At 66.8% G+C, this 25,762-nt stretch carries 23 protein-coding genes and 2 tRNA genes; 11 read left to right on the top strand and 14 right to left on the bottom strand.

The annotated features are described in order from the left end of the window. Positions 1–176 precede the first annotated feature (176 nt). Both guaB and guaA read left to right on the top strand, forming a co-directional pair. A complete protein-coding gene (gene guaB / locus ASE10_RS13660) occupies positions 177–1,634 on the top strand; it encodes an IMP dehydrogenase (RefSeq protein WP_055906802.1) in 1,458 nt (485 codons plus the stop codon). Positions 1,635–1,695: 61 nt separating this feature from the next. Beyond that, complete coding sequence (gene guaA / locus ASE10_RS13665) at positions 1,696–3,264, top strand: glutamine-hydrolyzing GMP synthase (protein WP_056305404.1); 1,569 nt, start codon at positions 1,696–1,698, stop codon at positions 3,262–3,264. Between the two features lie 190 nt (positions 3,265–3,454). Here the strand turns inward: guaA and ASE10_RS13670 are convergent, their stop codons facing one another. Next, a complete protein-coding gene (locus ASE10_RS13670) occupies positions 3,455–5,029 on the bottom strand; it encodes an MFS transporter (RefSeq protein WP_055906808.1) in 1,575 nt (524 codons plus the stop codon). Between the two features lie 264 nt (positions 5,030–5,293). Between ASE10_RS13670 and ASE10_RS13675 the strand changes: the two genes are divergently transcribed. After that, positions 5,294–6,175 carry a LysR family transcriptional regulator gene (locus ASE10_RS13675; RefSeq protein WP_055906811.1) on the top strand — a complete coding sequence of 294 codons (882 nt, stop codon included), beginning with the start codon at positions 5,294–5,296 and terminating at the stop codon, positions 6,173–6,175. A 108-nt stretch (positions 6,176–6,283) separates the two neighbouring features. After that, entirely contained in the window at positions 6,284–6,763 is a 480-nt protein-coding gene (tadA, locus tag ASE10_RS13680; RefSeq protein WP_255355490.1) for a tRNA adenosine(34) deaminase TadA, read from the top strand. A gap of 339 nt (positions 6,764–7,102) precedes the next feature. Here the strand turns inward: tadA and ASE10_RS13685 are convergent, their stop codons facing one another. Next, a complete protein-coding gene (locus ASE10_RS13685; RefSeq protein WP_055906814.1) occupies positions 7,103–7,588 on the bottom strand; it encodes a DUF2721 domain-containing protein in 486 nt (161 codons plus the stop codon). Positions 7,589–7,657: 69 nt separating this feature from the next. Then, positions 7,658–8,143 carry a DUF2721 domain-containing protein gene (locus ASE10_RS13690; RefSeq protein ID WP_055906817.1) on the bottom strand — a complete coding sequence of 162 codons (486 nt, stop codon included), beginning with the start codon at positions 8,141–8,143 and terminating at the stop codon, positions 7,658–7,660. A 77-nt stretch (positions 8,144–8,220) separates the two neighbouring features. Between ASE10_RS13690 and orn the strand changes: the two genes are divergently transcribed. After that, positions 8,221–8,787 carry an oligoribonuclease gene (gene orn / locus ASE10_RS13695; protein WP_055906820.1) on the top strand — a complete coding sequence of 189 codons (567 nt, stop codon included), beginning with the start codon at positions 8,221–8,223 and terminating at the stop codon, positions 8,785–8,787. Between the two features lie 492 nt (positions 8,788–9,279). On the opposite strand, the gene ASE10_RS13700 is transcribed toward orn, so the two are convergent. Together ASE10_RS13700 and ppsA are read right to left on the bottom strand one after the other, a co-directional pair. Then, positions 9,280–10,221 (bottom strand): mechanosensitive ion channel domain-containing protein, encoded by a 942-nt coding sequence (locus ASE10_RS13700; RefSeq protein ID WP_055906823.1) that lies wholly within the window; start codon positions 10,219–10,221, stop codon positions 9,280–9,282. 4 nt (positions 10,222–10,225) lie between these two features. Further along, positions 10,226–12,601 carry a phosphoenolpyruvate synthase gene (gene ppsA, locus ASE10_RS13705; RefSeq protein ID WP_055906826.1) on the bottom strand — a complete coding sequence of 792 codons (2,376 nt, stop codon included), beginning with the start codon at positions 12,599–12,601 and terminating at the stop codon, positions 10,226–10,228. A gap of 134 nt (positions 12,602–12,735) precedes the next feature. On the opposite strand from ppsA, the gene ASE10_RS13710 reads away from it, so the two are divergent. The 6 genes from ASE10_RS13710 to ASE10_RS13735 all read left to right on the top strand — a co-directional run bounded on the left by ASE10_RS13710 (position 12,736) and on the right by ASE10_RS13735 (position 16,731). Beyond that, the gene (locus ASE10_RS13710) at positions 12,736–13,557 is read left to right on the top strand and encodes a pyruvate, water dikinase regulatory protein (RefSeq protein WP_055906829.1); all 822 of its coding nucleotides are present in this window, start codon (positions 12,736–12,738) and stop codon (positions 13,555–13,557) included. Positions 13,558–13,718: 161 nt separating this feature from the next. Further along, a complete protein-coding gene (locus tag ASE10_RS13715) occupies positions 13,719–14,252 on the top strand; it encodes a DUF1249 domain-containing protein (RefSeq protein ID WP_055906832.1) in 534 nt (177 codons plus the stop codon). Between the two features lie 45 nt (positions 14,253–14,297). After that, a tRNA-Ala gene (locus tag ASE10_RS13720) sits at positions 14,298–14,373 on the top strand. A gap of 56 nt (positions 14,374–14,429) precedes the next feature. Further along, a tRNA-Glu gene (locus tag ASE10_RS13725) sits at positions 14,430–14,505 on the top strand. 215 nt (positions 14,506–14,720) lie between these two features. Continuing rightward, positions 14,721–15,401, top strand: a complete 681-nt coding sequence (locus ASE10_RS13730) for a hypothetical protein (protein WP_055906835.1) — start codon at positions 14,721–14,723, stop codon at positions 15,399–15,401. 76 nt (positions 15,402–15,477) lie between these two features. Further along, a complete protein-coding gene (locus tag ASE10_RS13735) occupies positions 15,478–16,731 on the top strand; it encodes an ATP-binding protein (protein WP_055906838.1) in 1,254 nt (417 codons plus the stop codon). A gap of 270 nt (positions 16,732–17,001) precedes the next feature. On the opposite strand, the gene ASE10_RS13740 is transcribed toward ASE10_RS13735, so the two are convergent. The 9 genes from ASE10_RS13740 to ASE10_RS13780 form a co-directional block, all read right to left on the bottom strand. Next, positions 17,002–17,244, bottom strand: coding sequence for a hypothetical protein (locus tag ASE10_RS13740; protein ID WP_055906840.1), 243 nt, complete (start codon positions 17,242–17,244; stop codon positions 17,002–17,004). A 27-nt stretch (positions 17,245–17,271) separates the two neighbouring features. After that, on the bottom strand, positions 17,272–17,697 hold the full coding sequence (locus ASE10_RS13745) for a hypothetical protein (RefSeq protein WP_055907167.1): 426 nt from the start codon (positions 17,695–17,697) through the stop codon (positions 17,272–17,274). 97 nt (positions 17,698–17,794) lie between these two features. Next, entirely contained in the window at positions 17,795–20,158 is a 2,364-nt protein-coding gene (locus ASE10_RS13750) for a heavy metal translocating P-type ATPase (RefSeq protein ID WP_082559822.1), read from the bottom strand. Continuing rightward, positions 20,155–20,553 (bottom strand): heavy metal-responsive transcriptional regulator, encoded by a 399-nt coding sequence (locus ASE10_RS13755; protein ID WP_055906842.1) that lies wholly within the window; start codon positions 20,551–20,553, stop codon positions 20,155–20,157. The genes ASE10_RS13750 and ASE10_RS13755 overlap by 4 nt, the downstream gene beginning before the upstream one ends. A 113-nt stretch (positions 20,554–20,666) precedes the next feature. Next, positions 20,667–21,230, bottom strand: coding sequence for a DUF411 domain-containing protein (locus ASE10_RS21125; RefSeq protein WP_235565868.1), 564 nt, complete (start codon positions 21,228–21,230; stop codon positions 20,667–20,669). A gap of 16 nt (positions 21,231–21,246) precedes the next feature. Then, entirely contained in the window at positions 21,247–22,086 is an 840-nt protein-coding gene (locus ASE10_RS13765) for a cytochrome c (protein ID WP_235565869.1), read from the bottom strand. A gap of 4 nt (positions 22,087–22,090) precedes the next feature. Then, on the bottom strand, positions 22,091–23,257 hold the full coding sequence (locus ASE10_RS13770; RefSeq protein ID WP_082559823.1) for a copper resistance protein B: 1,167 nt from the start codon (positions 23,255–23,257) through the stop codon (positions 22,091–22,093). Continuing rightward, positions 23,254–25,110, bottom strand: coding sequence for a copper resistance system multicopper oxidase (locus ASE10_RS13775; protein ID WP_055906845.1), 1,857 nt, complete (start codon positions 25,108–25,110; stop codon positions 23,254–23,256). Before ASE10_RS13775 ends, ASE10_RS13770 begins: the two co-directional genes overlap by 4 nt. 124 nt (positions 25,111–25,234) lie before the next feature. Next, on the bottom strand, positions 25,235–25,726 hold the full coding sequence (locus tag ASE10_RS13780; protein ID WP_055906848.1) for a CopL family metal-binding regulatory protein: 492 nt from the start codon (positions 25,724–25,726) through the stop codon (positions 25,235–25,237). Positions 25,727–25,762 lie beyond the last annotated feature (36 nt).

The following is a 25,762-nucleotide window of genomic DNA, read 5'->3' on the forward strand; positions in this document are numbered from 1 at the left end:
CACGCCGCTCCTGCCCCAAAGCGCGACGCCGAGCCCGCATGTCGTAGCCCGAATCCCTGAACCGCACCAGCCCTAGTGCCCGATCCGCCCGCGGAACGCCGAATTCCACCCGTCACCCCAGCGCCGCGGCTGCGGTTCGGGTTACAATGGCTCGCTTCATCCTCCCGGGCCCGCCCATGCTGCGCATCCAGGCTGAAGCGCTTACCTACGACGATGTCTCTCTCGTCCCCGCGCATTCGCTCGTCCTGCCTAAGGACGTCACCCTCTCGACCCGTCTGACCCGCGACCTGAGCATCCGCCTGCCGTTGGTATCGGCGGCGATGGACACCGTCAGCGAGGCCCGCCTCGCGATCGCGATGGCCCAGCTCGGCGGCATCAGCATCGTCCACAAGAACATGAGCCTGGAAGCCCAGGCCGCCCAGGTCGCCCAGGTCAAGAAGTTCGAGGCCGGCGTCATCAAAGAGCCGTTCACCGTCGGCCCTGCGACCACCATCGGGGAAGTGCTCAAGCTGACCCGGGCCCGCAACATCTCCGGCGTGCCGGTGGTCGACGGCGGCCAGCTGGTCGGCATCGTCACCAGCCGCGACATGCGCTTCGAGACCAAGCTCGACGACCCGGTCCGCCACATCATGACCAAGCGCGAGCGCCTGATCACGGTGCGCGAGGGCGCCAGCGACGAGGAAGTGCTGCAACTGCTGCACAAGCACCGCATCGAGAAGGTGCTGGTGGTCAACGACGGCTTCGAGCTGCGCGGCCTGATCACGGTCAAGGACATCCAGAAGAAATCCGACAACCCCAACGCCGCCAAGGACAGCGCCGAACGGCTGCTGGTGGGCGCGGCGGTCGGCGTCGGCGGCGACACCGAAGCGCGCGTCGAGGCCCTGGCCTCGGCCGGCGTCGACGTGATCGTGGTCGATACCGCGCACGGCCATTCGCAGGGCGTGCTGGACCGGGTGAAGTGGGTCAAGACCCGCTTCCCGCAGTTGCAGGTGATCGGCGGCAACATCGTCACCGGCGACGCCGCGCTGGCGCTGATGGATCACGGCGCGGACGCGGTCAAGGTCGGCGTCGGTCCGGGCTCGATCTGCACCACCCGCATCGTCGCCGGCGTCGGCGTCCCGCAGATCACCGCGGTGGCGATGGTCGCCGAAGCCCTGCAGGACCGCATCCCGCTGATCGCCGACGGCGGCATCCGCTACTCGGGCGACATCGGCAAGGCGATCGTCGCCGGCGCCTCCACGGTCATGGTCGGAGGCCTGTTCGCCGGCACCGAGGAAGCCCCGGGCGAGGTCGAACTGTTCCAGGGCCGCAGCTACAAGAGCTACCGCGGCATGGGCAGCATCGGCGCGATGGAGCTCGGCTCCAAGGACCGCTACTTCCAGGACGCCTCCGACGCCGACAAGCTGGTCCCCGAAGGCATCGAAGGCCGCGTGCCGTACCGCGGCCCGCTGCGCAACGTGGTCCACCAGCTCGCCGGCGGCCTGCGCGCCACCATGGGCTACGTCGGCTGCGCCACCATCGAAGACATGCGCAAGAAGCCCAGCTTCGTGCGCATCACCAACGCCGGCGCCCGCGAAAGCCACGTGCACGACGTCCAGATCACCAAAGAACCGCCGAACTACCGCACCAGCTAAGCGTCGTCGCAGAAGGGGAACGTCAGGTTTCCCTTCTTCGTTTTAGAGACCACGGAACGCCATGACCGACATCCACAGCGACAAGATCCTGATCCTCGACTTCGGCGCGCAGTACACGCAGCTGATCGCCCGCCGCATCCGCGAAATCGGCGTGTACTGCGAAATCTGGGCCTGGGACCACGACCCGGCCGAGATCGCCGCCTTCGGCGCCAAGGGCATCATCCTTTCCGGCGGCCCCGAATCGACCACCGAAGCCGGCGCCCCGAGCGCCCCGCAGGCCGTGTTCGACGCCGGCCTGCCGCTGCTGGGCATCTGCTACGGCATGCAGACCATGGCCAAGCAGCTCGGCGGCGACACCGAAGCGGCCGACCAGCGCGAGTTCGGCCACGCCGAAGTGCAGCTGGTCGCGCACGACCGTTTGTTCGACGGCCTCAAGGACCACCCGGGCTCGCCGCCGCGCCTGGACGTGTGGATGAGCCACGGCGACCACGTCTCCAAAGCGCCGGAAGGCTTCGTCGTCACCGCCAAGACCGACCGCATCCCGGTCGCCGCCTTCGCCGACGACGCGCGCCGCTGGTACGGCGTGCAGTTCCATCCGGAAGTCACCCACACCAAGCAGGGCCAGACCCTGCTGCGCCGCTTCGTCGTCGACATCTGCGGCTGCCAGACCCTGTGGACCGCGGCCCACATCATCGAAGACCAGATCGAGCGCGTGCGCGCCCAGGTCGGCAGCGATGAGGTCGTCCTCGGCCTGTCGGGCGGCGTCGACTCCTCGGTGGTCGCGGCCCTGCTGCACAAGGCGATCGGCGACCAGCTCACCTGCGTGTTCGTCGACACCGGCCTGCTGCGCTACAACGAAGGCGACCAGGTGATGGCGATGTTCGCCGAGCACATGGGCGTCAAGGTCGTGCGCGTCAACGCCGCCGACCGCTACTTCGACAAGCTCGCCGGGGTCAGCGACCCGGAAGCCAAGCGCAAGATCATCGGCAACCTGTTCGTCGACATCTTCGACGAGGAATCGCACAAGCTCGCCAACGCCAAGTGGCTGGCACAGGGCACGATCTACCCCGACGTGATCGAGTCGGCCGGCAGCAAGACCGGCAAGGCCCACGTCATCAAGAGCCACCACAACGTCGGCGGCCTGCCCGAGAACATGAAGCTGGGCCTGGTCGAGCCGTTGCGCGAGCTGTTCAAGGACGAGGTCCGGCGCCTGGGCGTCGAGCTCGGCCTGCCGCGCGAAATGGTCTACCGCCATCCGTTCCCCGGCCCCGGCCTGGGCGTGCGCATCCTGGGCGAAGTGAAGCGCGAATACGCCGACCTGCTGGCCAAGGCCGACCACATCTACATCGACGAATTGCGCAAGGCCGGCCTGTACGACAAGACCAGCCAGGCCTTCGCGGTGTTCCTGCCGGTGAAGTCGGTGGGCGTGGTCGGCGACGCACGCGCCTACGAGTGGGTGATCGCGCTGCGCGCGGTCGAGACCATCGACTTCATGACCGCGCACTGGGCGCATCTGCCGTACGACTTCCTTGGTACGGTTTCTAACCGTATTATCAATGATTTACGCGGTGTTTCTCGCGTCGTTTATGACATCAGCGGCAAGCCGCCCGCGACGATCGAGTGGGAGTAGCCCACCTTGCTTGCGAGCCACTGGCTCGCAGGTGGGCTACTGACCGGCCATGGGTGAGGACAAACGCGCGTTGCGCGGCACCGCCGCGCAGTTTGGACGAACGCCCGGCCATGGATGGCCGGGCCGGACGCTCCGAAGCCGAGCTGGTGCGCCATGGACGGCAACCACGCTGCCGCCGACGCAGGCGACGCTAGCGATCCACTGAAGCGCCAGCCGCACACCCCTCAGTGCAGCCCGTCGCCAAGTCGGCGCGCTTCACCGGCCCAAACACCAACAGGCTGAGCACGGCGAGCACGCAAACGCCGACGCCGCCGAACAGCATCACCCAACCGTAGCCGTGCACCAGCGCGGCTTGGCCCACCGCCTCGATCGCCGCAGACGACGACGGATCGCTAGCGCCCGCCGCCGAGGGCATATGACCGGCTGCGATCCGCTGCGCCATGGCCCGCAAGGTCGCGGCATCGACGGCGTCGGGCAGGGCCTGCCGTAGGTGGGACGCGATCCCCGCCAGCAGGATGAAGCCCATCAGCGCGATGTTGATCGCCAGCGTGATCAGGCGCGCGCTCATGTCGATGCCCGAGGCCATGCCGGCGCGGTCGCTGGACACCGCGCCGGTCGCGGTGTTGGTCACCGGCGTATTGGTCAGGCCCAGGCCGATGCCAGCGATCAAGGCGCCGGGCAGCATGCTCAGCCAGCCCGGATGTTCGACCCTGCTGCCGTAACGCATCAGCAGGAAGCCCACGCCGATCGCGAACAGCCCGCCGGGGATCACCAACCCCGGCCGATAGCGCAGCGCCAGACGCTCGGCCAGCGGCGGCACGAACAGGGTCGGCAGGGTGTAGGCGAGCAGGGCCAGCCCGGTGTCGACCGCGCCGTAGCCCAAGGCGCCCTGGAAGTAGATCGGCAGATAGATCATGAACGGCCAGAAGCTGAAGTTCATGCCGACCGAGCCGATCAGCGCGCCGGAGAACTCGCGCGACTTGAATACCGACAGGTCGAACATCGGATGCGGCGCGATCCGTTCGACGATCAGGAACGCGACGAAGGCCGCGAGCGTCGCCGCGACGATGGCGATGCCGGTCGGGCTGGCATAACCCAGCTCCGGCCCCTGGGTGATGTAGTAGGTCAGGCCCAGCACCGACAAGGACAGCGTGAGGATGCCCAACACGTCCAGCCGCTGCGCCTGCATGTCGCGCGACTCGACGATGCCGGCCAGCGCCAGCAACACGGTCAGCAGGCTCAGCGGCGCATGCGCCAGGAACACCCACTGCCAGTTCGACAGCGCCACGATCGCGCCGCCGATGATCGGGCCGAAGCCCAGGCCGATGCCGAACACGATGCCCCAGATCGCGAAGGCCTTGCTGCGCTCGGGCCCGGGCCGGAACTGATGCGAGAGCACAGCGGTCTGGCAGATCAGCATCGAGCCCGCGCTCAGCCCTTGCAGGAAGCGCGCGACGATCAACACCGGCGCGTTCTGGGCCAGGCCGCAAATCAACGACGTCAGGCCGAACAGCACCAGGCTGACGAGTAGGATGCGCCGGCGGCCGTAGCGATCGGCGAGGGTGCCGGCGGCCATCAGCACCGTGGTGCAGGCGATGGTGTAGGCGTTCATGATCCACTGCATGTCGTTGAAGTCGCCGCGCAGCAACGTTTCCAGGGTCGGCAGGATCACCGGCACGCTGGAAATCTCCAGGCCGAACATCAGGGCGGACAGCGACACCGCGGCCAGCGCGATCGCGTTCTTGCTCGTTGCGGATGAACTCATGCGGATTCTCGGTGATCGATGCGGGCACGCGACCGCGTCGCGGGTATCGCGTCGAGGCCTTCGGGACAGGGAGAGCAGGGCCGCCGGTACCGCGTCTGGCGGCCAACGGCCGTCGTGGTCTTGGCGGCGCTCGATGGGGTTGGATCGAGGTCTTCGCCGACCGGCCTAGCGAGCCGATGGGGTCATTCTCGGCTCAATACATTCATGATGGAAATGATTTAATTTTGTAGTATTGATTAATCAAGATCATAGATTGCGGCCATCATGGACTTCGATCCGACCCTGTTGCGCGCCTTCGTCGCCGTCAAACACTGCGGCGGATTCACCCGCGCGGCGCAGCGCCTGCATCTAACCCAATCCGCCGTCAGCCATCAGATCCGCCGCCTCGAAGAACAGGTCGGCCGCCCCTTGCTGCATCGCACGACGCGCAGCCTGACCCTGACCGAGGACGGCGAGGACTTCCTGCGCTACGCCGAGCAGATTCTGGAATCGCTGGACGCGTTGAGCCGGCGCTTCCTGCCGTCTCCGGTGTCGGGCATCGTGCGCTTCGGCGTGCCCGAGAATTACATGGGCGAACGTCTGCCGACCTTGCTGTGCCAGTTCGCGCGCGGCTATCCGGCGGTGCGCATGGACGTGAGCGTCGGCATGAACTTCGATCTGCACAGCATGATCGACGCCGACGAACTGGACCTGGCGGTGGTGATTTCCGTACCCAAGCACGAGCGCGGCACCGTGCTGCGGCGCACGCGCCTGGTCTGGATCGCGGCGGACGGTTTCGAGCCGGTGCCCGGCGCCTCGCTGCCGCTGGCGTTCTATCCGCCGCCTTGCGTGTATCGGCGCGAGAGCGTGGCCGCGCTGGGCCGCAGCAGCCTGGAATGGCATGTGATCTTCACTTCGCCCAGCCACCAGGGCCTGCGCGCCGCGGTGCTGGCCGGGCTGGCGGTGACCGTGCTGACGGTGGACGACCTCGAGCCGGGCATGCGCATCGTCGACGGCCTGTACGGCCTGCCGCCGCTGCCGAACGCGGACTTCGCCCTGATCTGCGGCGCTGGCGGCAAGACCCCGGCGGCGTTGGAGTTCGGGCGTTTGATCCTGGACATGCCCGAGCCCTCGCTCGCAACGAAGCGCGTTGGCGCGAGGGCCTGAGGCTCGCTGTCATTCAGGCCGCGCGACTCCGGATGTGCGTGCATGCCGCCCTCGTGCGCGCCCGGCTCGGCTCGGGGATAATCGCGGTTTGCGGTACGGAACTCACGGGTGAGCGAGCAGGACGACATCGACGAACGCTGGATGCGCCACGCCCTGGCCCTGGCCGAGCGCGCCGAACGCGAGCACGACGAGATCCCGGTCGGCGCGGTCCTGGTGTCCGGCACGGGCGAGATCCTGGGCGAGGGCGGCAACCGCAACATCGGCGACCGCGACCCCAGCGCGCACGCCGAGATCGTGGCGATGCGCGAAGCCGGCCGTCGCCTCGACAACCACCGCCTGATCGGCGCGACCCTGTACGTGACCCTGGAACCCTGCGCGATGTGCGCGATGGCGATGGTCCACGCGCGCATCGCCCGGGTGGTCTACGGCGCCAGCGACCCCAAGACCGGCGCCGCCGGCAGCGTGTTCGACCTGCTCACCGACCCGCGCCACAACCACCGCGTCGAAGTGCGCGGCGGGGTGCTGGGCGAGGAAGCCGGGGCGCGGCTGACTGCGTACTTCCGCCGCAAGCGCGGCAAGACCGACTGAGGCGTTCGAGCTCGGCCTCGGGGTAGGAGCGGCGTAAGCCGCGACCACGATCCTTCGGTCACCTGCGCGGGTCGCGGCTCACGCCGCTCCTACCCCAAGGCTAGGGGGCTTCGGCCTTCTGTGGGAGCGGCGTAAGTCGCCATGGAATCCCGGTGTTGGGGGGAAATCGCGGCTTACGCCGCTCCTACCCCAAGGCTGGGGCTTCGGCCTTCTGTGGGAGCGACGTGAGTCGCGATGGAATCCCGGTGCCTGAGGGAAATCGCGGCTTACGCTGCTCCCACAGAAGGCAGGGCTGCCTTGGGTTCGGGATAGGGGCGGACCGGCTCAGCGCCGGCTCGCTCACTCCACCGGCAGCTTGCGGCCGTCGCGGTCGAACTCGCGCTTGAGCTCGGCGTCGAGCATGGTCACGCTCATGCGCGCCTCGCGGCCGAGATTGATCGAGGCCGCCAGTACCAGCAGCACGCCCAGCATCGCCAGGCCGGTCGGCACGCCGCGCAGGCGGTAGTCGCTGAACTGGTCGATGCCGATCGACAGGCTGGTGGCCACGAATGCGCTCATTGCCGCGTACAGCAGCTGCAGACAGGTCAGGATCAGCCGGACCCGGCGCCGGTGCTGGATGATGCGCGCCTCCAGGTAGGCGCGGGCGCCGTCGTCGCTCGTGTCTTCGAGCTGCTTGAGCTGCTGGCGCATGCGGTCGACGACCCGCGCCAGGCGGTTGTTCGACGACACCAGCAGCGATGCGGTCGCGGTCAGGAAGAACGCCGGCGTGATCATCGCCGAGACCACGGCGTAGTGGCTGGTGGTCAGGTTCAGCACATCGCTCATGGGCGCGGGTTCCAGCGGCAGAGTCCCGGCGGGACGACCCGCCTATGATGCCGCCCGAGGCGTCCGCCGTCAGTCGCCGACGCGCGGGCGGCGCACGTTGGCGCGGCGGTGGCCATGGTCCATTTCCTCGTTGACCGCCTCCACCGCCAGCGAGGACTCCAGCGCCAGCAGCACGCTGGCGGCGAACATCGCCAGCACCCCGCACACCGCCAGAATGGTCGGCAGCGACGCCAGGCGGTAGCCCAGGTAGGCATCGCCGGCGACGGTCAGGCTGGTGCCGACGAAGAAGCTGATGGCGGTGTACAGCAGCTGGCTGCCGCGCAGGATGATCTTGCTGCGCCGCTTCTGGCGCGCGATATGGGCTTCGAGCATGCGCCGCTCTTCCTCGTCCTCGGTCTCGGCCAGCTCCTTCAGCAGCACGCGTGCGCGGTCGATCACCCGCGCCAGGCGGTTGTTGGCCGACAGCAGCAGCGACGCGGTCGCGGTCAGGAAGAACGCGGGCGCCAGCATCGCGGTCAGGATCGCGTAGTGGGCGTAAGCGGCGGTCTGCGACATCGGCCGGGGGAGCGGGAGGGGAGGTGGGCTATGATGCCCCGAACGGACGCACCACGGCGAGGACGAGACAGGGGCCTATGACTGCGAAGCACGGCAACGACCACCGATTGATCTGGATCGACCTGGAAATGACCGGGCTCGACACCGACAACGACGCCATCCTCGAAATCGCCACGGTCGTCACCGACGCCCAGCTGCAGGTGCTGGCCGAAGGGCCGGAACTCGCGATCCGCCAGCCGCTGGAACGGCTGCAGGCCATGGACGAGTGGAACCGCAACCAGCACGGCAAGTCCGGGCTGTGGCAGCGCTCGCTCGAACAGGGCGTGAGCCTGGAAGAAGCCGAGGAACGCACCCTGGTGTTCCTGGCGCAGTGGCTGGCGCCGAATACCTCGCCGATGTGCGGCAATTCGATCTGCCAGGACCGCCGCTTCCTGCACCGCCAGATGCCGCGCCTGGAGAAGTACTTCCACTACCGCAACCTCGACGTCAGCACGGTCAAGGAACTGGCGCGCCGCTGGGCCCCGGACGTGCTGGCCGGCGTCGGCAAGGACGCCAAGCACACCGCGCTCAGCGACGTGCACGACTCGATCGCCGAACTGCGCCATTACCGCGCGGCGATGGGCAAGTTGGGCGGGCTGGGCTAAGGCGACTCAGCGTCCCGCCTTGGGGTAGGAGCGGCGTAAGCCGCGACCACGCCCCTCGGCCGCCTGCGCAGGTCGCGGCTTACGCCGCTCCTACCCCAAAGCCCGCGGCAGTCTTGAGTACAGGCCGAGGCCACGCGCCTTCTGTGGGAGCGGCGTGAGCCGCGATTGCGAATCTTCGGCCGGTTGCGTGGGTCGCGGCTTACGCCGCTCCTACCCCAAAACCCGCAGCCGTCTTGAGCACAGGCCGAGGCCACGCGCCTTGTGTGGGGGCGACGTCAGCCGCGATTGCGAATCTTCGGCCGGTTGCGTGGGTCGCGGCTTACGCCGCTCCTACCCTAAAACCCGCAGCCGTCTTGAGCACAGGTCGGGGCCACGCGCCTTGTGTGGGAGCGGCGTGTCGGTTTGTGATGCCGCTCATTCCGAGCTTTGGGGTAGGAGCGGCGTAAGCCGCGACCGCGCCGCTGCGATCGGCTACGCAGCCCGCGCCCGCTCTCAAGCTTTCGGCTTGACCGGCCGCACCACATCGCCATCGTCGGCGACCGAGTTCACCAGCACGTCCGACAGCGGACGCCCATCGGCATCGTGGTGGTACACGTGCAGGTCGCGCTGCGGGTAGGGGATGCTCAGGCCGCGGCCGATGATGTCGTTGCGCACCGCCTCGTTGAGGTCGCTGCGCGTGTGCAGCACGTCGCCGGTCTTGGCCCAGACCCGCAACTCCAGATTGACGCTGCTTTCGCCCAGGCCGCTGATCAGCACCTCGGGCGCGGGTTCCTTCAACACCTTGGGATGCGCGGCGGCCGCGCCCAGCAGGGTTTCGCGCGCGGCCTGCAGGTCGTCGCCGTAGCCCACGCCGACCGCGATGTCGATGCGGCGGCGCGGATTGGCGGTGAAATTGACGATCGGCGCGGTGGTGATCAGGCTGTTGGGCAGCACCACGGTGCGGTTGTCGATGGTGCGCAGCCGGGTCTGGAACACCCGGATCTGGTCGACCGTGCCCTCGACGCCCGCGGCCTGCACGTAATCGCCGACCCGGAACGGGCGCTGCATGATCAGCATGACGCCCGAGGCGATGTTGGACAGCGAATCCTTCAGCGCCAGGCCGATCGCCAGGCCCGCCGCGCCGAGCACCGCCAGCACCGACGCCGGCGATACCCCCAGGGTGAACAGGGCCGAGGTGGCGACCACCACGACCATGCCGGCGTAGGCGATGTTGCGCAGGAAGCCGCGCAGGGTGGCTTCCATGTGACCGCGCGCCATGGCCCGGTCGAGCGCGTTGGACAGGCGCTTGGCGATCCAGATCCCGATCAGCAGGACCAGCAGCGCGCCGAGCAGCTTGAGCCCGGCGGTCTGGGCCATGCCCATCCAATCGATGCCCTTGAGCTCGGCCAGCGAGACCGGGACCTCGACCTGCGGCGGCGGGACTTTCGCCGTCACCGGCTCAGCCCGCCTTGGCCTTCGCCAGGCGCAGCCAGGTATCGACCACGGTATCGGGGTTCAGCGACACCGACTCGATGCCCTGTTCCATCAGCCACACCGCCAGATCCGGGTGATCGCTGGGCCCCTGGCCGCAGATGCCGACGTACTTGCCCTTGGCGCGAGCGGCCGAGATCGCCATCGCCAGCAGCTTCTTCACCGCCGGATCGCGCTCGTCGAACAGCTTGGCGACGATCGCCGAATCGCGATCCAGGCCCAGGGTCAGCTGGGTCAGGTCGTTGGAGCCGATCGAGAAGCCGTCGAAGATCTCCAGGAACTCGTCGGCCAGCAGCGCGTTCGACGGCACTTCGCACATCATGATGATCTGCAAGCCGTTCTCGCCCTTGCGCAGGCCGTTCTGCTCCAGCACCTCGACCACGCGCCGGCCCTCGTCGAGCGTGCGCACGAACGGGATCATGACCCAGCAGTTGGTCAGGCCCATCTGCTCGCGCACCTTCAGCACCGCCTGGCATTCCAGGGCGAAGGCGTCGGCGAAGCTCGGATCGACGTAACGGCTGGCGCCGCGGAAGCCGATCATCGGATTCTCTTCGTGCGGCTCGTAGCGCGAGCCGCCGATCAGGTTGGCGTATTCGTTGGACTTGAAGTCCGACAGGCGCACGATCACCGGATGCGGCGCGAACGAGGCGGTGATCGTGGCGATGCCCTCGGCCAGGCGGTCGACGTAGAACTGCACCGGGTCGTCGCCGTAGCCGGCGATCTTTTCGTCGATCTTGGCCTTGGTCGCCGCGTCCTGCTGGGCGTATTCCAGCAGCGCCTTGGGATGGATGCCGATGTGGCTGGCGATGATCATTTCCAGGCGCGCCAGGCCGACGCCGGCGTTGGGCAGCATGGCGAAATCGAACGCGCGCTCCGGGTTGGCGACGTTCATCATCACCTTCAGCGGCGCTGGCGGCATCTTGTCCAGATCGGCGACGTGGCGCTCGAAGGGCAGGGCGCCGTCGTAGATGAAGCCGGTGTCGCCCTCGGCGCAGCTGACCGTGATGGTCTCGCCGTCCTGGATCGTCTCCAGCGCGTTACCGGTACCGACCACGGCCGGCACGCCCAGCTCGCGGGCGATGATCGCCGCGTGGCAGGTGCGGCCGCCGCGATTGGTCACGATCGCGGCCGAACGCTTCATCACCGGCTCCCAGTCGGGATCGGTCATGTCGGCGACCAGCACGTCGCCGGGCTGCACGCGGGCCATGTCGTCCAGGCTGCGCACTACGCGCGCCACGCCGCTGCCGATCTTCTGGCCGATGGCGCGGCCCTCGGCGACCACCGGGCCGCGGGCGCCGAGCTGGTAGCGCTCGATCTGGGTCGCCTTGGCGCGCGACTTCACCGTTTCCGGGCGCGCCTGGACGATGAACAGCTTGCCGCTGACACCGTCCTTGGCCCACTCGATGTCCATCGGGCGGCCGTAATGCTGTTCGATCACCAGCGCCTGCTTGGCCAGCTCGTGCACGTCGGCGTCGTCGATCGAGAAGCGGCTGCGCAGCTCGGCCGGGGTGCCCTCGGTGCGCACGCGCTCGCCGGGCTGGTCGGAATAGACCATGCGCAGCTGCTTGGCGCCGATCGAGCGGCGCAGGATCGCCGGCTTGCCCTGCTGCAGGGTGGGCTTGTAGACGTAGAACTCGTCCGGATTGACCGCGCCCTGGACCACCATCTCGCCCAGGCCGTAGCTGGAGGTGATGAAGACCACGTCGCGGAAGCCGGACTCGGTGTCCAAGGTGAACAGCACGCCGGAGGAACCGACGTTGGAGCGCACCATCAGCTGCACGCCGGCGGACAGGAACACGTCCTCGTGCTTGAAGCCGTGGTGGACGCGGTAGGCGATGGCGCGGTCGTTGTAGAGGCTGGCGAAGACCTCCTTGACCTTGTGGACCACGTCGTCTTCGCCGGTCACGTTCAGGAAAGTCTCCTGCTGGCCGGCGAAGGAAGCATCGGGCAGGTCCTCGGCGGTGGCCGAGGAGCGCACTGCGACCGCGACGTCGCCGCCGCCGTTCTCGGCGCAGAGCTGGCGGTAGGCGGTACGGATGTCCTGGTCCAGGGCCGGCTGCAGCGGCGCATCGATGACCCAGCCGCGGATCTCGCCGCCGGCCGCGGTCAGGGCCGGCACGTCCTCCACGTCCAGCGTGGCCAGGCGGTCGAAAATGCGCTGGTGCAGGTCGTTATGGGCGATGAAGTCCTTGAACGCCTCGGCCGTGGTGGCGTAGCCGCCCGGGACCGAGACCCCGAGGTTGGCCAGGTTGCCGATCATCTCGCCGAGCGAGGAGTTCTTGCCGCCTACGCGGGCCAGATCGTTGAGGCGCAGCGCGTGCAGCCAGAGGATGTTCTCGTTCAAGGCACACAGTCTCCGAGGGGGGAAGGCCGCGTCCGGACGCGGCCAAGCGGCTATGATCGCCGCTGCGTCGGGTGCATACAAGCTTGATCCGACGGGCTTTTTCGTATTGGAACGCGGTTTTGGAGGAGTGGGCGATGGCAGGAACACGGCCGGTTTTCTACGTTTCGGACGGCACCGGCATCACCGCCGAGACCATAGGCCATAGCCTGCTGACCCAATTCACCGAGACCCGCTTCGTCACCGACCGCATCCCGTTCGTGGGCAGCGTCGAGCGCGCGCGCGAAGTCGGGGCCAGGATCCGCGAGGCCGCCCTGGCCCACGGGGTGCGCCCGATCGTCATCAATTCCTGCATGGACAGCGACGTAGGCGCGGCCCTGGCCGAGAGCGGGGCGCTGATGCTGGACGTGTTCGCGCCCTTCATCGAGCCCCTGGAGCGCGAGCTGGAGGAGACCCGTCAGCGCCGCATCGGCCAGGCCCACGGCATCGCCGATTTCGACACCTACCACCGCCGCATCAACGCGATGAATTTCGCCCTGACCCACGACGACGGCCAGAGCATCGATTACGCCGAAGCCGATCTGATCCTGGTTGCGGTGTCGCGCGCCGGCAAAACGCCGACCTGCGTTTACCTGGCGTTGCACTACGGCGTCCGCGCGGCGAACTATCCGCTGACCGAGGAAGACCTCGAACACGACCGTTTGCCGCCGCGCCTGCGCCCTTACCGCAGCAAGCTGTTCGGCCTGACCATCGACCCGGTGCGGCTGCAGCAGATTCGCCAGGAACGCCGCCCCAACTCGCGCTACGCCCAGTTCGACACCTGCAAGCGCGAAGTCGCCGCGGCCGAAACCATGTTCCGCGCCGAGCGCATCCCGACCCTGAGCACGACCCATACCTCGATCGAGGAAATCTCGAGCAAGGTGCTGACGACGTTGGGGCTGAACCGCGAGATGTTCTGAAGGCCGGATCGTCGAGGCCCGATGGGGCAGGCCAGGCAGCCGGCGCTGCGAAAGCGGTTTCGGTGCGCTGCCCATGGTGCGGCAGGAACCCTTAACTTAGGCCTCTAACGCAGCATCGTCAACGCTGCCGCGAAGCGGTTTGCGCGTGTAGGATCGGCCGCATGACATCGCTCGTCGCCCGCACCGCACGCATCCCGCGACTGACCCGTTTCGGTTGGTTGATGGGCCTCTACGCGGAGAACCACCGCCGCCTCACGCGCCTGTTCGCGCCTGCCGATCTGGCCGCCGGTACCTACCTGTCCTCGATAGGGGACGGCCTGGACCTGCAATTGGACGTGATCGAACAGCATCGCTACACCACCGAGCTGCGTATGACCTACGCGCTGCTGGACCCGCTCACCGGCGAGCCCGACCCCTCGGCCTGGCTGCGCCTGTACAACGACGCCCACCAGCTCGAAGCCACGCATTGCTATGTCGGCCGGCGCTGGCAAGACGTGATCGGCATGTATCCGCCGCCGGCGGAACTGATCGGCCACCGCATGCGCATGAACACTTTTTTAGGAAAGTGGCTCGAGTATCTAGCCGAACGTGGTCATGGCATGGCAACATTGCGCCCGGTCGAGATTCGGCCGCCGGGAACACCCCTCAACGCAGGGCCTGGCGGGGCGGCAAAAAATTTAGCGATGAACGCTTGACGACATCGCTGAACGCCAGCTAGAATTTTCGTCTTTCCAGCACGTGGGGCCATAGCTCAGCTGGGAGAGCGCTACAATGGCATTGTAGAGGTCGCCGGTTCGATCCCGGCTGGCTCCACCACTCTTCGAACACTGTGAAAGGGTTTCGACGAGTTAGCTGCAAGAACAATCAGTTTTGTCCCCATCGTCTAGAGGCCTAGGACATTACCCTTTCACGGTAGCGACCGGGGTTCGAATCCCCGTGGGGACGCCAGCTTAACCCCCGAAAGGGGCGGCGACACTAAAGCCCTGATTCGTCAGGGCTTTTTTGTTGCCTGGAGTTTGCCATTTCTGGTGTTTCGGGGGTTCGCATAGCCCCGGGGTACGCCACTTTTTTAAGCGTCTGATTCAAAATCAGAATTCTCTTGGTGCTTTTTGCCCTTCCACTTCCGGTTGATCAGCCAGCTATGCTGATCGGAGGGAGGACAAATGGCGGATCACGACGACGACGTCTTTAGCGGTGCTGGCGACGACTGGCATAACCGAGCGTTGCTTGGATACACGCGCGATGCGCCCTGGTGGGCGTATGCAGAGGGCTACAAGGAAGCGGGGGACCGACTCGTTGCAGGCATAGATGCTGGCCAACACGGTCAGGACTTTTTGGTGTTCCCGATTCTCTATCTCTATCGCCATTACCTTGAGCTCACGATCAAGGGGCAGATCCGAGAGTGCCAGTTGCTCCTAGGAATCGAGCGGCCTTCCAATCCGAAGTCCACCGCGCAGCGCACTCTCGCCGCACAAGGGCATGGCTTGGCCGAACTTTGGGCTTACCTGCAGCAGTTGGTGCCCGATGTGTATCCCGACCTGCCCGATTCGGTTATATCCGAGATCAATCGCGTTGTTCTGGCGTTCGCGAGCCTTGATCCTCGCGGAGACGAAGCGAGGTATCCGCTAACGCGAACGGAAGAGCGGACGCTTCGAGGGTTGCGAGAGGTCAACCTTCGACGCCTTTCTGAAGACATCTCGAGAGCAGAGGCGGGCTTCGTCCGAATCGAGGGTGGTATCGATTGGGAGATCGAGCATCGCCAGTTCGGGGCAGAGATCCGGTCTGAAATGGACGCCGAACGTCGGGCGTGGGAGCTCGAGTATCTTGGTGTATCGGAGCCGTAGCTGGTCGCTAGTCGGCTCGATCGAACTACCCGTAACGAGCCTCAGATCCCAAAACTCGAACTACGTGAGGAAGCAAATGCGCGCTAAGCAAGTGTTTACGCCCGGAGGATTTCCGCAGCACACATTCGTAGGCGAGCATCTCGGGGACAAGGAAGACGCGCTCCGACAGGCGCTTGATATGGGAAATGTCGTCATCTCTTTGTCCGGACCGTCGAAGTCCGGCAAGACCGTTTTTGTTCAGAGCGTCGTTGGAAACGACAACTTGATTCACGTCACTGGCGCAGGCGTTTCCGATCCAAAGCAGGTTTGGGAGCAGGTTTTTTACATCATCGGCACGCCCCTTGAGACCGTGACTACGGAGGAGCAAGGGGTTGGCGTCAAGGGCGAGGGGAAGATAAGCGGGAAAGCCAGCGCGCTGTTTGCTAGCGCTGAAGCTGAAGGGTCCGTGGGTGGCGAGGTCACAAGGAAGACAGGGCAAAGCGAACGGGGAGCGGTTGACCATCTTCAGCTCCTGATTCGTGAGCTCGGCAATCAGGACTTCGTCATCTTCATTGACGACTTTCATTACATCGAAGCCGCAGCGCAAGTAGAGCTGTCCAAGCAGATCAAGGAGGCAGTGAGGAACGGCGTGAAGATCGTCTGCGCCTCGGTCCCTTATCACTCCGACGACGTTCTGAGAGCTAATCCTGACCTTCGCGGCAGAGTCATGGCGATTGACCTTGACTACTGGACGCCTGCTGTTCTGAAGGACATTGCGAGGAAAGGCTTTCAGGCGCTCAATCTGACTTTTGACGACAGTCTGATTGGCACTCTGGCGGACGAAGCTGCTGGGTCGCCTCAGTTGATGCAGTCGCTTTGCCTGTTCTGCTGTTATCAGGTCAAGGTTTCAGAGCGCGTGGAGACCCCTGAACAGCTCCCGGTTGACCAGGGCTATGTCACAAGGGTTTGCGAATCAGTTGCCGCGATGAATGATTACAGCTCTACCTATGATCGAATGAAGGAAGGGCCGAAGATTCGCGGAAGGGCTCGAACGGCCTATTTGCTGAAAGATGATTCGGTCGTAGACGTCTATCCCATCGTACTGAAGGCCATCGCCTTAGATCCGCCGATGCTTACCTTTCGCTATGCCGAGTTGCTCGGGCGAATTGAGTTTCTGTGCAAGAACGACGCCCCCAGCGGATCGAGCGTAACCGGCACTTGCGCACATATCGCATTCATAGCGAACGAATCGGCGAATCAGTCGGTGATGGAATGGGACGAGAGCGGAGACGTCCTGGACATCCGTGACCCGTATCTGTTGTTCTACCTTCGTTGGGGCGCGGATGAGTAACGGACGCGGGTGGGAACGCCCTATAACTTTGCCCATTGAGGCGGAATATTTTGTATCTTGTTGAATTTGCTGGGTGGAGTGTCACTGCAACCTCGCGCCGAAGCCCCAAGAAGAACCGGGGTTAAGCTCGAATACCGGTTGGGGCGCCAAGTAAAAAAGAATCGGGGCCCGGGAAACCGGGCCCCGATTCTTTTTGTGCCTGATTTTCTCTGTTCGTTCGAAATTCATGGCAAACGCTAGATGACGAACTCGCGCCGCGAATACGCGGCTCTAGCGTGCGCGCATACGCCGCCGCCACGCATCGAACCTGGAAACGCGCACGAGCGCAGCGGCATCTTTTTTGGCGTCCTCGATCGCGGCGACGGCATCGCCGATCGCAGCGCGCAAGTCGTGCATCTGCTCGGCATGCAAGCCGTCATGCGGACTTCCGCCAATCAGGCGGGAAAGATGGATCACCGCGTTCAATTCGCCGAAGGCCAGCGCCAGGCTGGTGGCGAAGAACCAAGGCAGCACGTCCGCGTGCTCGGACAGGCGACGCCCTCAATGCACCGCTTCGTTGCCGCCGCTTTGCGATTCCAGCGGCGGGCGCTGGCCTTCGGCGAGTTCCTTCTCGAACTCCGCTTCGAACTGCTCGAAGCTCAGGCCGCGGTCGGCCGCTTCCTGCGCGGCGGCGGCGCTCAGGGCGGGCGAGAATTTCAGTTGCACGGTTTCGCCTGTGCGCTCGTGCAGCGCGGCGGCGCGCTTGAGCATGATCAGCACCTTGGCGGCGCTGTCGGAACCGCCGACGATGCGCCCGCCCAGGCCCAGGGTCCATTCGCCGTCGCGGCGCACGATGCCGCCGAGCAGCTGGCCGCTGCTGTCGCGCATCTCGGCATGCGGCTCGATCGCCGGCGGGGCAGGAGCGTTCGCGGCCTTGGCGGCCTTGCGCTTCTTGGCATCGCGGCGGGCTTTGGAATGGATCGACATGGGACTTCCTTCGGCCACCTGCGGACCGTCTCCCGGGATCATAGCCCGACCCGCAAGGCATCGCGCCCCGCCATTCAGGACGGGGCGCGGCCCGCGTTCAGTCGATCCGCGCCGAGTTCAGCCGCAGCGCATTGGCCACCACCGACACCGAGCTCAGGCTCATCGCCAGCGCCGCGATCATCGGGCTCAGCAGCGCGCCGGTCAGCGGGTATAGCACGCCGGCGGCGATCGGCACGCCCAGGGCGTTGTAGAGGAACGCGAAGGCCAGGTTCTGCTTCATGTTGGCCACCGTCGCGGACGAGATCGCACGCGCACGCACGATGCCGTTCAGATCGCCCTTGACCAGGGTGACCTGGGCGCTGGCCATGGCCACGTCGGTGCCGGTGCCCATGGCGATGCCGACATCGGCGCCGGCCAGGGCGGGGGCGTCGTTGATGCCGTCGCCGGCCATCGCCACGCGCCGGCCCTGCGCGCGCAGCTGCTCGATCAACGCGGCCTTGTCCTGCGGACGCATTTCGCCGTGCACGCCGTCCAGACCGAGCCTGCGGCCGACCGCGTGCGCGGTGGTCGCGGCATCGCCGCTGGCCATCAGCACCTTCAAGCCGGCCGCCTGCAGGGAGCGGATCGCCGCAGCCGTGGTCGGCTTGATCGGATCGGCGACCGCGAGCACGCCCGCAATACGTCCGTCGACGGCGAGGAACATCGCGCTCGCGCCGTCTTGCCGCAGGGATTCGGCGTGCCCGGCAAACGCGCCGAGTTCGGCGCCGTCCTCGGCCATCAACGCGGCATTGCCCAAAGCGAGCGCATGGCCGCCGATGCGGCCGCGCACGCCCAAGCCGGTGACGGAATCGAAGTCCTGCGCGGATTCCAGCGCCAGACTGCGTTCGCGCGCCGCCGCGACCAGGGCCGCGGCCAGCGGATGTTCGCTGCCTTGGTCCAGGCTGGCGGCCAGGCGTAGCACCTCATCGGGCGTGTAGCCGTCGGCGGCGATCGCCTCGCGGAACGCCGGGCGGCCTTCGGTGAGGGTGCCGGTCTTGTCGACGATCAGGGTATCGATCTCGCGCAGGCGCTCGATCGCTTCGGCGTCGCGGAACAAGACGCCGGCCTCGGCCGCGCGGCCGCTGGCGACCATGATCGACATCGGCGTGGCCAGGCCCAGTGCGCACGGACAGGCGATGATCAGTACCGCGACCGCGTTGAGCACGCCGTAGGTCCACGAGGGTTCCGGCCCGAACAGGCCCCAACCCACCAGGGTCGCGAGGGCGATGCCGAGCACGCCGAGCACGAACCAGAACGCGACCCGGTCGGCCATGCGCTGCATCGGTGCGCGCGACCGCTGCGCCTGCGCGACCAGTTGCACGATCTGCGACAGCACGGTGTCGGCGCCGACCCGCGAGGCGCGCATCACCAGGCTGCCGGTGCCGTTGAGGGTCGCGCCGATCAAGGAGTCGCCGACGCTCTTGGCGACCGGGATGGGCTCGCCGGTCAGCATCGATTCGTCGACGCTGGAGCGGCCGTCCACGACCTCGCCGTCGACCGGCACCTTCTCTCCGGGACGCACGCGCAAACGGTCGCCGACCTGCACCTGCGCCAAGGGCACGTCTTCTTCGCCGCCGTCGTCGCGCAGGCGACGCGCATGGTCGGGCGCCAGGCCGAGCAGGCGCTTGATCGCGGCCGAGGTCTTGGAGCGCGCGCGCAGTTCCAGCAACTGGCCGAGCAGGGTCAGCGACACGATCACCGCCGCCGCCTCGAAGTAGACACCGACGCGTCCGTGCTCGCGGAACGAAGCCGGGAACACCTGCGGCGCGATCGTCGCCACCACGCTGTAACCGAAGGCCGCGGCCACGCCGATGCCGATCAGGGTCCACATGTTCGGGCTGCGGTTGCGGATCGAGGCCAGGCAGCGCTCGAAGAACGGCCAGCCGGCCCAGAGCACGACCGGCGCGCTCAAGGCGAACTCCAGCCAGGTGCGCGCGGTGGCAGACAACGACGGCCAGTTATGGCCGAACATCGCCAGGACCAGGGTCGCCAGGCTCAGCGGCAAGGTCCAGGCGAAGCGGCGGCCGAAGTCGCGCAACTCCGGATTCTCGTCCTCCTCCAGGCTCGGCATCTCCGGTTCCAGCGCCATGCCGCAGATAGGGCAGGTGCCGGGGCCGACCTGACGCACTTCCGGATGCATGGGGCAGGTGTAGACCGTGCCCGCGGGTGCTGCGACCGGTTCGTCAGCGGAGGGCGAGAGGTACTTGGCCGGGTCGGCGATGAACTTGCTGCGGCAACCGGCCGAACAAAAGGCGTAATCGTGGCCTTCGTGCTGGGCGTGATGCGGCGTCTTGGCCGGATCGACGCGCATGCCGCAGACCGGGTCGATCACGGTCGGGGCGCTCGCATCGGCGGTCTTGTTCGCGCAGCACGAGTGCGCGGGCGGGTGCGCGTGGTCGTGCCCGTGGTGGCCGTGATTCATGCGTCCTCCTGCGCCAGCGCGGCGAGGATCGGGCAGCTATCCAGGGTGCCGTGTCCGGGACAGGCCTCGATCAGTTCGCGCAGGCCGTCGCGGATGCGGGTGAGTTCGGTCAGCTTGCCTTCGACATGGGCGAGCTTTTCGCTCGCGGTCGCTTTGAGGTTGCCCATGTCGTCGTCGCGACGCGAGGACAATTCGAGCAGGTCGCGAATCTCGACCAGGGTGAAGCCCAGCGCCTTGGCGCGGCGCAGGAAGCGCAGACGCTCGACGTCGCGCTGGCTGTAGGCGCGGTAGCCCGAGGGCTGGCGTTCGGGCGGCGGCAGGATGCCGTTGCGTTCGTAGTAGCGCACGGTGTCGATGGGGACGCCGGCGCGCTTGGCCAATAGACCGATCTGCATGGCATGCAATCCGTATCGGAGTGGAGTTGGAGCCAGTGTCCGGGCTGGACCAAGGTCCAGAGTCAAGCCCTGATCCGGCGGCGAGGGCGGCCGCCGCCGGATCCGGTTCACGATCAATGCCGCGCGTAGACCGCGCTCTTGCCGTCGTCGCCGACCAGCTCGACCGCATAGGCCTGGACGCTGCCGTCGGGCATCTCCATGCCGGGCGAACCGGCCGGCATGCCCGGCACGACCAAACCGCGTGCCTTGGGTTTCTCCTTCAGTAAACGCTGGATGTCGGCGGCGGGAACATGGCCTTCGACGAAGTAGCCGCCGACCTCGGCGGTGTGGCAAGAGCCCTTGCCGTAGGGTACGCCCAGACGCTGTTTGATCGGATGCAGATCGTCGCGATCGCGCACTTCGACCTGGAATCCCGCTGCGCGCACGTGTTCGACCCAGACGCTGCAGCAGCCGCAGGTGGGACTCTTGTGGACCACCATCTTCGGCAGCGCCGGATTCGGGGCTGCGTGCTGCTCGTGTTGATCGTGCGCGGACGCAGCGGCGACAGGCGTTTCGGTCGCGGCCGCGCCGGCGGTAGCCGCCGCCGCGGTGGACGCAGGTACGGCGGTGCCGCTGCAGGCGCTCGCAACGAATGCGATGGCGAACGCGACAGCGAACCCGGGCATGGCGGGTTTCATGCGGCGTCCTCGAAGGTCAATGCGAGTGTTCATGCGCGTCGTGCTCCTCGGCTGCCGGTTCGGGCGGAGCCGCCGCCGGTTTGGCGGGCTGGACTGCCTGCGCCTGTTTGGGCGCCGCATGCTCATGCGATTTGCCATCGGCGTGACGATGACCGGTGGGTGCAGGAGCTTCGGCCTCGGCTTTGTTTTTTAGCGGCGATCCGGCTGCGTCTTCCTGCATGCCGTCCTCATGATTCCCATGGCCGCCGTCGTCGTGCCGGTGCGCCGCCGGGCCGCCATGGCGATCGGCCGCGCCCTCGGGCATGGTCTCGCCGCCGCCGTGCGAATGTCCGCCGCTTTCGGCGACCAGGGCGCGGTACTTGGCCTCGTCCATGGCCGGCAAGGCCTGCAGCAGGGCCGCCATGTTCCAAATGTAGTCGTCGCCCATGCTGTGGCCCCAGGCCGGCATGCCCGAGGCTTTGATGCCGTGCTTGATCGTCCAGAACGCCCGCGCGGGATCGTCCGGCGTCTGTTTGCTGAAGTCGGGCGGGGCAGGGTAGAGGCCGCGGCTGAGTTCGGTGGCCTGCATGCCGGGCGCCAGATGACAGCCGGAACACATGGCCTGGTAGTTGCCGGCACCCTGGCGGATGCGTTCGGCGCTGGCCAAATCCGGGGGCGGTTGCAGTTCTTTGGCCCGCGCCGCGATCGAGCGTTCGCGCACCGTATTCAGCACCGCGTACACGGGTCGGGTGTGCGGCGCATCCGCGCCGACGTCGTAGACGCCGGCCCAGACGAAACCGCCCGCCGCCGCGGCCATTGCGGTAGCGGCGATGGCGATGGCCAGCGAGGTCTTTCGTGTCTTGATCGTCATGGTCATTTCCTTAGAACCACACCCGGACGCCGGCGACGACGCGGGTATCCTGGGTCGATTCGCCTTCGTCGCGACGCAGATCGGCGGTGTTGCCGAACGCGCGCTCGTGGACCACGCCGACGTAGGGCGCGAAGCGGCGGCTGAACTCATAGCGCAGCCGCAGCCCGGCCTCGAGCGTGCTCAAGCCCGAACCCACGCCGCGCTGTCGATCCTGGCTGCCGTTGAATTCGAGTTCGACGAGCGGCTGCAGGATCAAGCGATTGGTCAGCAGCACGTCGTACTCAGCTTCGAAATTGGCCGCGACGCGTCCGGACGCGCCGACGTAGGCGGTGGCCTGGACCTCGAACTTGTACGGCGACAGGCCCTGCAGGCCGACCGCGAACCAGTCCTGCGAGCGACCCGGTTTGAAGTCGTGCTTGGCGCCGACCACCACGTCCCACCAGGGCGTGATGCTGCGGCCGTAGAGCGCTTCCAGGTTCGCCGACTCGGTGACGCCGCCTTCGCGTTCGCCTTCGCTGCGCAACCACAAACGATTGAGATCGCTGCCGAACCAGGCCGTGGCCTCCCAGGCCTCGCCGCGGCCATGATCGGCGTCGCCGGCTTCGAGACGGTCGAACAGCACGTAGCTGTTGAATTCGCGCGCGTGTTCCATGTGCTTGCGCAAGGGCGGAAACGCGGCGGCGCGGTCGGCATCGGTGATCGGCGGAATCGGCTCTCGTGGAATCGGCTCCAGCGGAGTTTCGCTCGCGGCGGGCGCGTGCCCCATGGCGGCGTGGTCCATCTTCGAATGGTCCATGCCTTCGTGTTCGCCGCTGTCCTTGGGCTCGGCGTCGTGACCCATCGCGGCATGGTCCATCTTCGAATGGTCCATGCCCGCGTGTTCGTCGCTGTCCTTGGGCTCGGCGTCGTGCCCCATCGCGGCATGGTCCATCTTCGAATGGTCCATGCCCGCGTGTTCGTCGCTGTCCTTGGGCGCGGCGTCGTGGCCCATCGCCGCATGGTCCATCTTGGAGGGATCCGCGACCGGTTCGGATGCCGTAGGCGTCGTACGCGGTTTCGGTTCGGGCTTGGCCTGCGCAGCGTGTTCGCCATGGTGCTGCGCTTGCGCGGCGCCGGCGAAGGCGAGCGTCAATGCGGCGGCGAGCGCGGCGCGGCGGGGGAAGAGGAGGGCGCTCATTCTTCTACCCTCACTTCGCGCATCATGCCCGCTTCCATGTGATAAAGCAGATGGCAGTGGTAGGCCCAGCGGCCGAGCGCGTCGGCGCGCACGCGGTAGCTGCGGCGCGTTCCAGGCGGCATGTCGATGGTGTGCTTGCGGACCTGGAACTCGCCCTTTTCGTCCTCCAGGTCGCTCCACAAACCGTGCAGATGGATCGGATGGGTCATCATGGTGTCGTTGACCAGGGTGATGCGCATGCGCTCGCCGTAGTTCAAGCGCAGCGGCTCGGCGTCCATGAACTTCTGGCCGTTGAACGACCAGGCGAATTTCTCCATGTGGCCGGTCAGGTGCAGTTCTATCGTGCGGCTGGGATCGCGGCCGTCGGGGTCCTCGAACAAGCTCTTGAGGTCGGCGTAGCGCAGCACGCGACGGCCGTTGTCGCGCAGGCCGATGCCCGGATCGTCCAGCCGCGGCGTACTGCTCATCGACTGCATATCGATCAGCGGATTGCCGGTTTCGCTGGCCGGATGCGCCGCGCCGTCGCCGTGGTTCATGCCCGCCATGCCTTGAGCGGAATGGTCCATGCCCGCCATCGATGGCGCGCCGCCGGCCATGCCCATGCTGGCGCCGCAACTGCCTTCGGGCATCGTCTTCTTGGGCGTGCCGCCGCTTCCTTGGTTCATCCCGCCGTGGTCCATACCAGCGTGATCCATGCCGCCGTGGCCCATGTCGTCCATGGTCAGGATGACGCGCGGATCGGGCGCGGGTACCGGCGCGGACAGGCCCTCGCGTACCGCGAGCGTGCCGCGCGCATAGCCGGTGCGGCCCATATCCTGGGCGAAAATCGTGTACGCGTCCTGGCCGGAGGGTTCGACGATCACGTCGAAGGTCTCGGCCACCGCGATCCGGAACTCGTCCACGCTGACCGGATGGATGTACTGGCCGTCGGCGGCGACCACGGTCATCTTCAGCCCCGGGATGCGCACGTCGAAGTAGCTCATCGCCGAGCCGTTGATGAAGCGCAGCAGCACTTTCTCGCCGGAACGGAACAGGCCGGTCCAGTTGCCCGCCGGCGCCGCGCCGTTGAGCAGGTAGGTGTAGGTGTGGGCATTGATGTCCGACAGGTCGGTCGGGGTCATGCGCATCCGGCCCCACTGGCCGCGATCGCGCAGCGTCGCCGCCAGGCCCTGTTCGCGCGCGTCGCGGGCGAAGTCGCCTACAGTGCGCTTGTAGGTGTTGTCGTAGTCCGACATCTTCTTCATGCGCCGGAACAGCGCGGCCGGATCCAGGTCGGTCCAGTCCGACAGCAGCACCACGTGCTCGCGGTCGTAGCGGAACGGCGGCGGCTGCAGCGGATCGATCACGATCGCGCCGTACAGCCCGGCCTGCTCCTGGAACATCGAATGGCTGTGGTACCAGTAGGTGCCGGACTGGCGCAGCTGGAAGCGGTACGCGAAGGTTTCGCCCGGCGGGATGCCGTCGAAACTCAGACCCGGCACTCCGTCCATGTTGGCCGGCAGCAAGATGCCGTGCCAGTGGATGGAACTGGTGTCGCGCAAGCGGTTGGCGACGCGCAAGGTCACCGTGTCGCCTTCGCGCCAGCGCAGGATCGGCGCCGGCAGCGAGCCGTTGACGGTGATCGCCGGACGCACGCGTCCGGTGAAGTTGACCGGCGCCGCATCGATGGCGAGGTCGAAATCGCGGCCGCTGAGCTCGCGTGCGGTCGTGGCCAATGCGGTGCCCGCGAACGCGGGCGAGCGCCACAGGCCCAGGCCCGCGGCGACGCCGCCTACGGCCAGGCCGGTGACGAAACGCCGGCGCGAAGGCTCGGCCAGGGTATCCGGCCGTCGGCCGGAGAAATCGGAAGACATCGTCGAACTCCACAAGAATCGGAAACGCCGGCGCGCAATGCGACCGACGGCACGAGGTCCCTGGCGGACGTTGGCGCCGCACGGAACCCGCTAAAGCCCACCGCAGGCGCGGTGCGCAGGACGATCAAGCGATGGGAGGTCGAATCGGGGAGTGCAGGGCCGGCGCGTCGTGATCGACGGGCATCGGCTGGGCGATCATGGCGTGACCGATATGCGCGCCGCCCAGGGCGAAGGCGATCGCGGTCGCCGGCGCGGGCTGCAGGCAGGAACAGGTGCAGGTCGGCGACTTGCAGCAGTCCGGCGATGTGGCATCGGGCGCGTGGCCGCTGTGGCCGGCAGGCATCGACGCGCCGTCGTGATCCATGCCCGCCATCTGCATGCCATCGTGGAGCGTGCCGTCGTGGGTCATGCCGTGATGGGTCATGCGGTCATGGATCATGCCGTCGTGAGTCATGCCGTTATCGGTCATGCCGTCGTGGCAGGACGTCTGGGCGATGGCCGCGGCTCCCATCGTCGCCGACAGGTGGCTCAACTGCATTTGCGTGGATGCAACCGCGTACGCCGACCCATTGAGGATCAGGCCGACGCAGAGCAGCAGGCGCAGTAGGATCGACATCACCGCATTACTTTACCGCTAAGCGCGCCGGCTTGT

This window comes from Lysobacter sp. Root76 (assembly GCF_001428685.1).
Taxonomy (GTDB): domain Bacteria; phylum Pseudomonadota; class Gammaproteobacteria; order Xanthomonadales; family Xanthomonadaceae; genus Lysobacter.

Coding starts and splice junctions, on each gene's coding strand:
- guaB (WP_055906802.1), top strand. CDS start 177: ATGCTGCGCATCCAGGCTGAAGCGCTTACCTACGACGATGTCTCTCTC.
- guaA (WP_056305404.1), top strand. CDS start 1,696: ATGACCGACATCCACAGCGACAAGATCCTGATCCTCGACTTCGGCGCG.
- ASE10_RS13670 (WP_055906808.1), bottom strand. CDS start 5,029: ATGAGTTCATCCGCAACGAGCAAGAACGCGATCGCGCTGGCCGCGGTG.
- ASE10_RS13675 (WP_055906811.1), top strand. CDS start 5,294: ATGGACTTCGATCCGACCCTGTTGCGCGCCTTCGTCGCCGTCAAACAC.
- ASE10_RS13685 (WP_055906814.1), bottom strand. CDS start 7,588: ATGAGCGATGTGCTGAACCTGACCACCAGCCACTACGCCGTGGTCTCG.
- ASE10_RS13690 (WP_055906817.1), bottom strand. CDS start 8,143: ATGTCGCAGACCGCCGCTTACGCCCACTACGCGATCCTGACCGCGATG.
- orn (WP_055906820.1), top strand. CDS start 8,221: ATGACTGCGAAGCACGGCAACGACCACCGATTGATCTGGATCGACCTG.
- ASE10_RS13710 (WP_055906829.1), top strand. CDS start 12,736: ATGGCAGGAACACGGCCGGTTTTCTACGTTTCGGACGGCACCGGCATC.
- ASE10_RS13715 (WP_055906832.1), top strand. CDS start 13,719: ATGACATCGCTCGTCGCCCGCACCGCACGCATCCCGCGACTGACCCGT.
- ASE10_RS13730 (WP_055906835.1), top strand. CDS start 14,721: ATGGCGGATCACGACGACGACGTCTTTAGCGGTGCTGGCGACGACTGG.
- ASE10_RS13735 (WP_055906838.1), top strand. CDS start 15,478: ATGCGCGCTAAGCAAGTGTTTACGCCCGGAGGATTTCCGCAGCACACA.
- ASE10_RS13745 (WP_055907167.1), bottom strand. CDS start 17,697: ATGTCGATCCATTCCAAAGCCCGCCGCGATGCCAAGAAGCGCAAGGCC.
- ASE10_RS13750 (WP_082559822.1), bottom strand. CDS start 20,158: ATGAATCACGGCCACCACGGGCACGACCACGCGCACCCGCCCGCGCAC.
- ASE10_RS13755 (WP_055906842.1), bottom strand. CDS start 20,553: ATGCAGATCGGTCTATTGGCCAAGCGCGCCGGCGTCCCCATCGACACC.
- ASE10_RS21125 (WP_235565868.1), bottom strand. CDS start 21,230: ATGAAACCCGCCATGCCCGGGTTCGCTGTCGCGTTCGCCATCGCATTC.
- ASE10_RS13765 (WP_235565869.1), bottom strand. CDS start 22,086: ATGACCATGACGATCAAGACACGAAAGACCTCGCTGGCCATCGCCATC.
- ASE10_RS13770 (WP_082559823.1), bottom strand. CDS start 23,257: ATGAGCGCCCTCCTCTTCCCCCGCCGCGCCGCGCTCGCCGCCGCATTG.
- ASE10_RS13775 (WP_055906845.1), bottom strand. CDS start 25,110: ATGTCTTCCGATTTCTCCGGCCGACGGCCGGATACCCTGGCCGAGCCT.
- ASE10_RS13780 (WP_055906848.1), bottom strand. CDS start 25,726: ATGTCGATCCTACTGCGCCTGCTGCTCTGCGTCGGCCTGATCCTCAAT.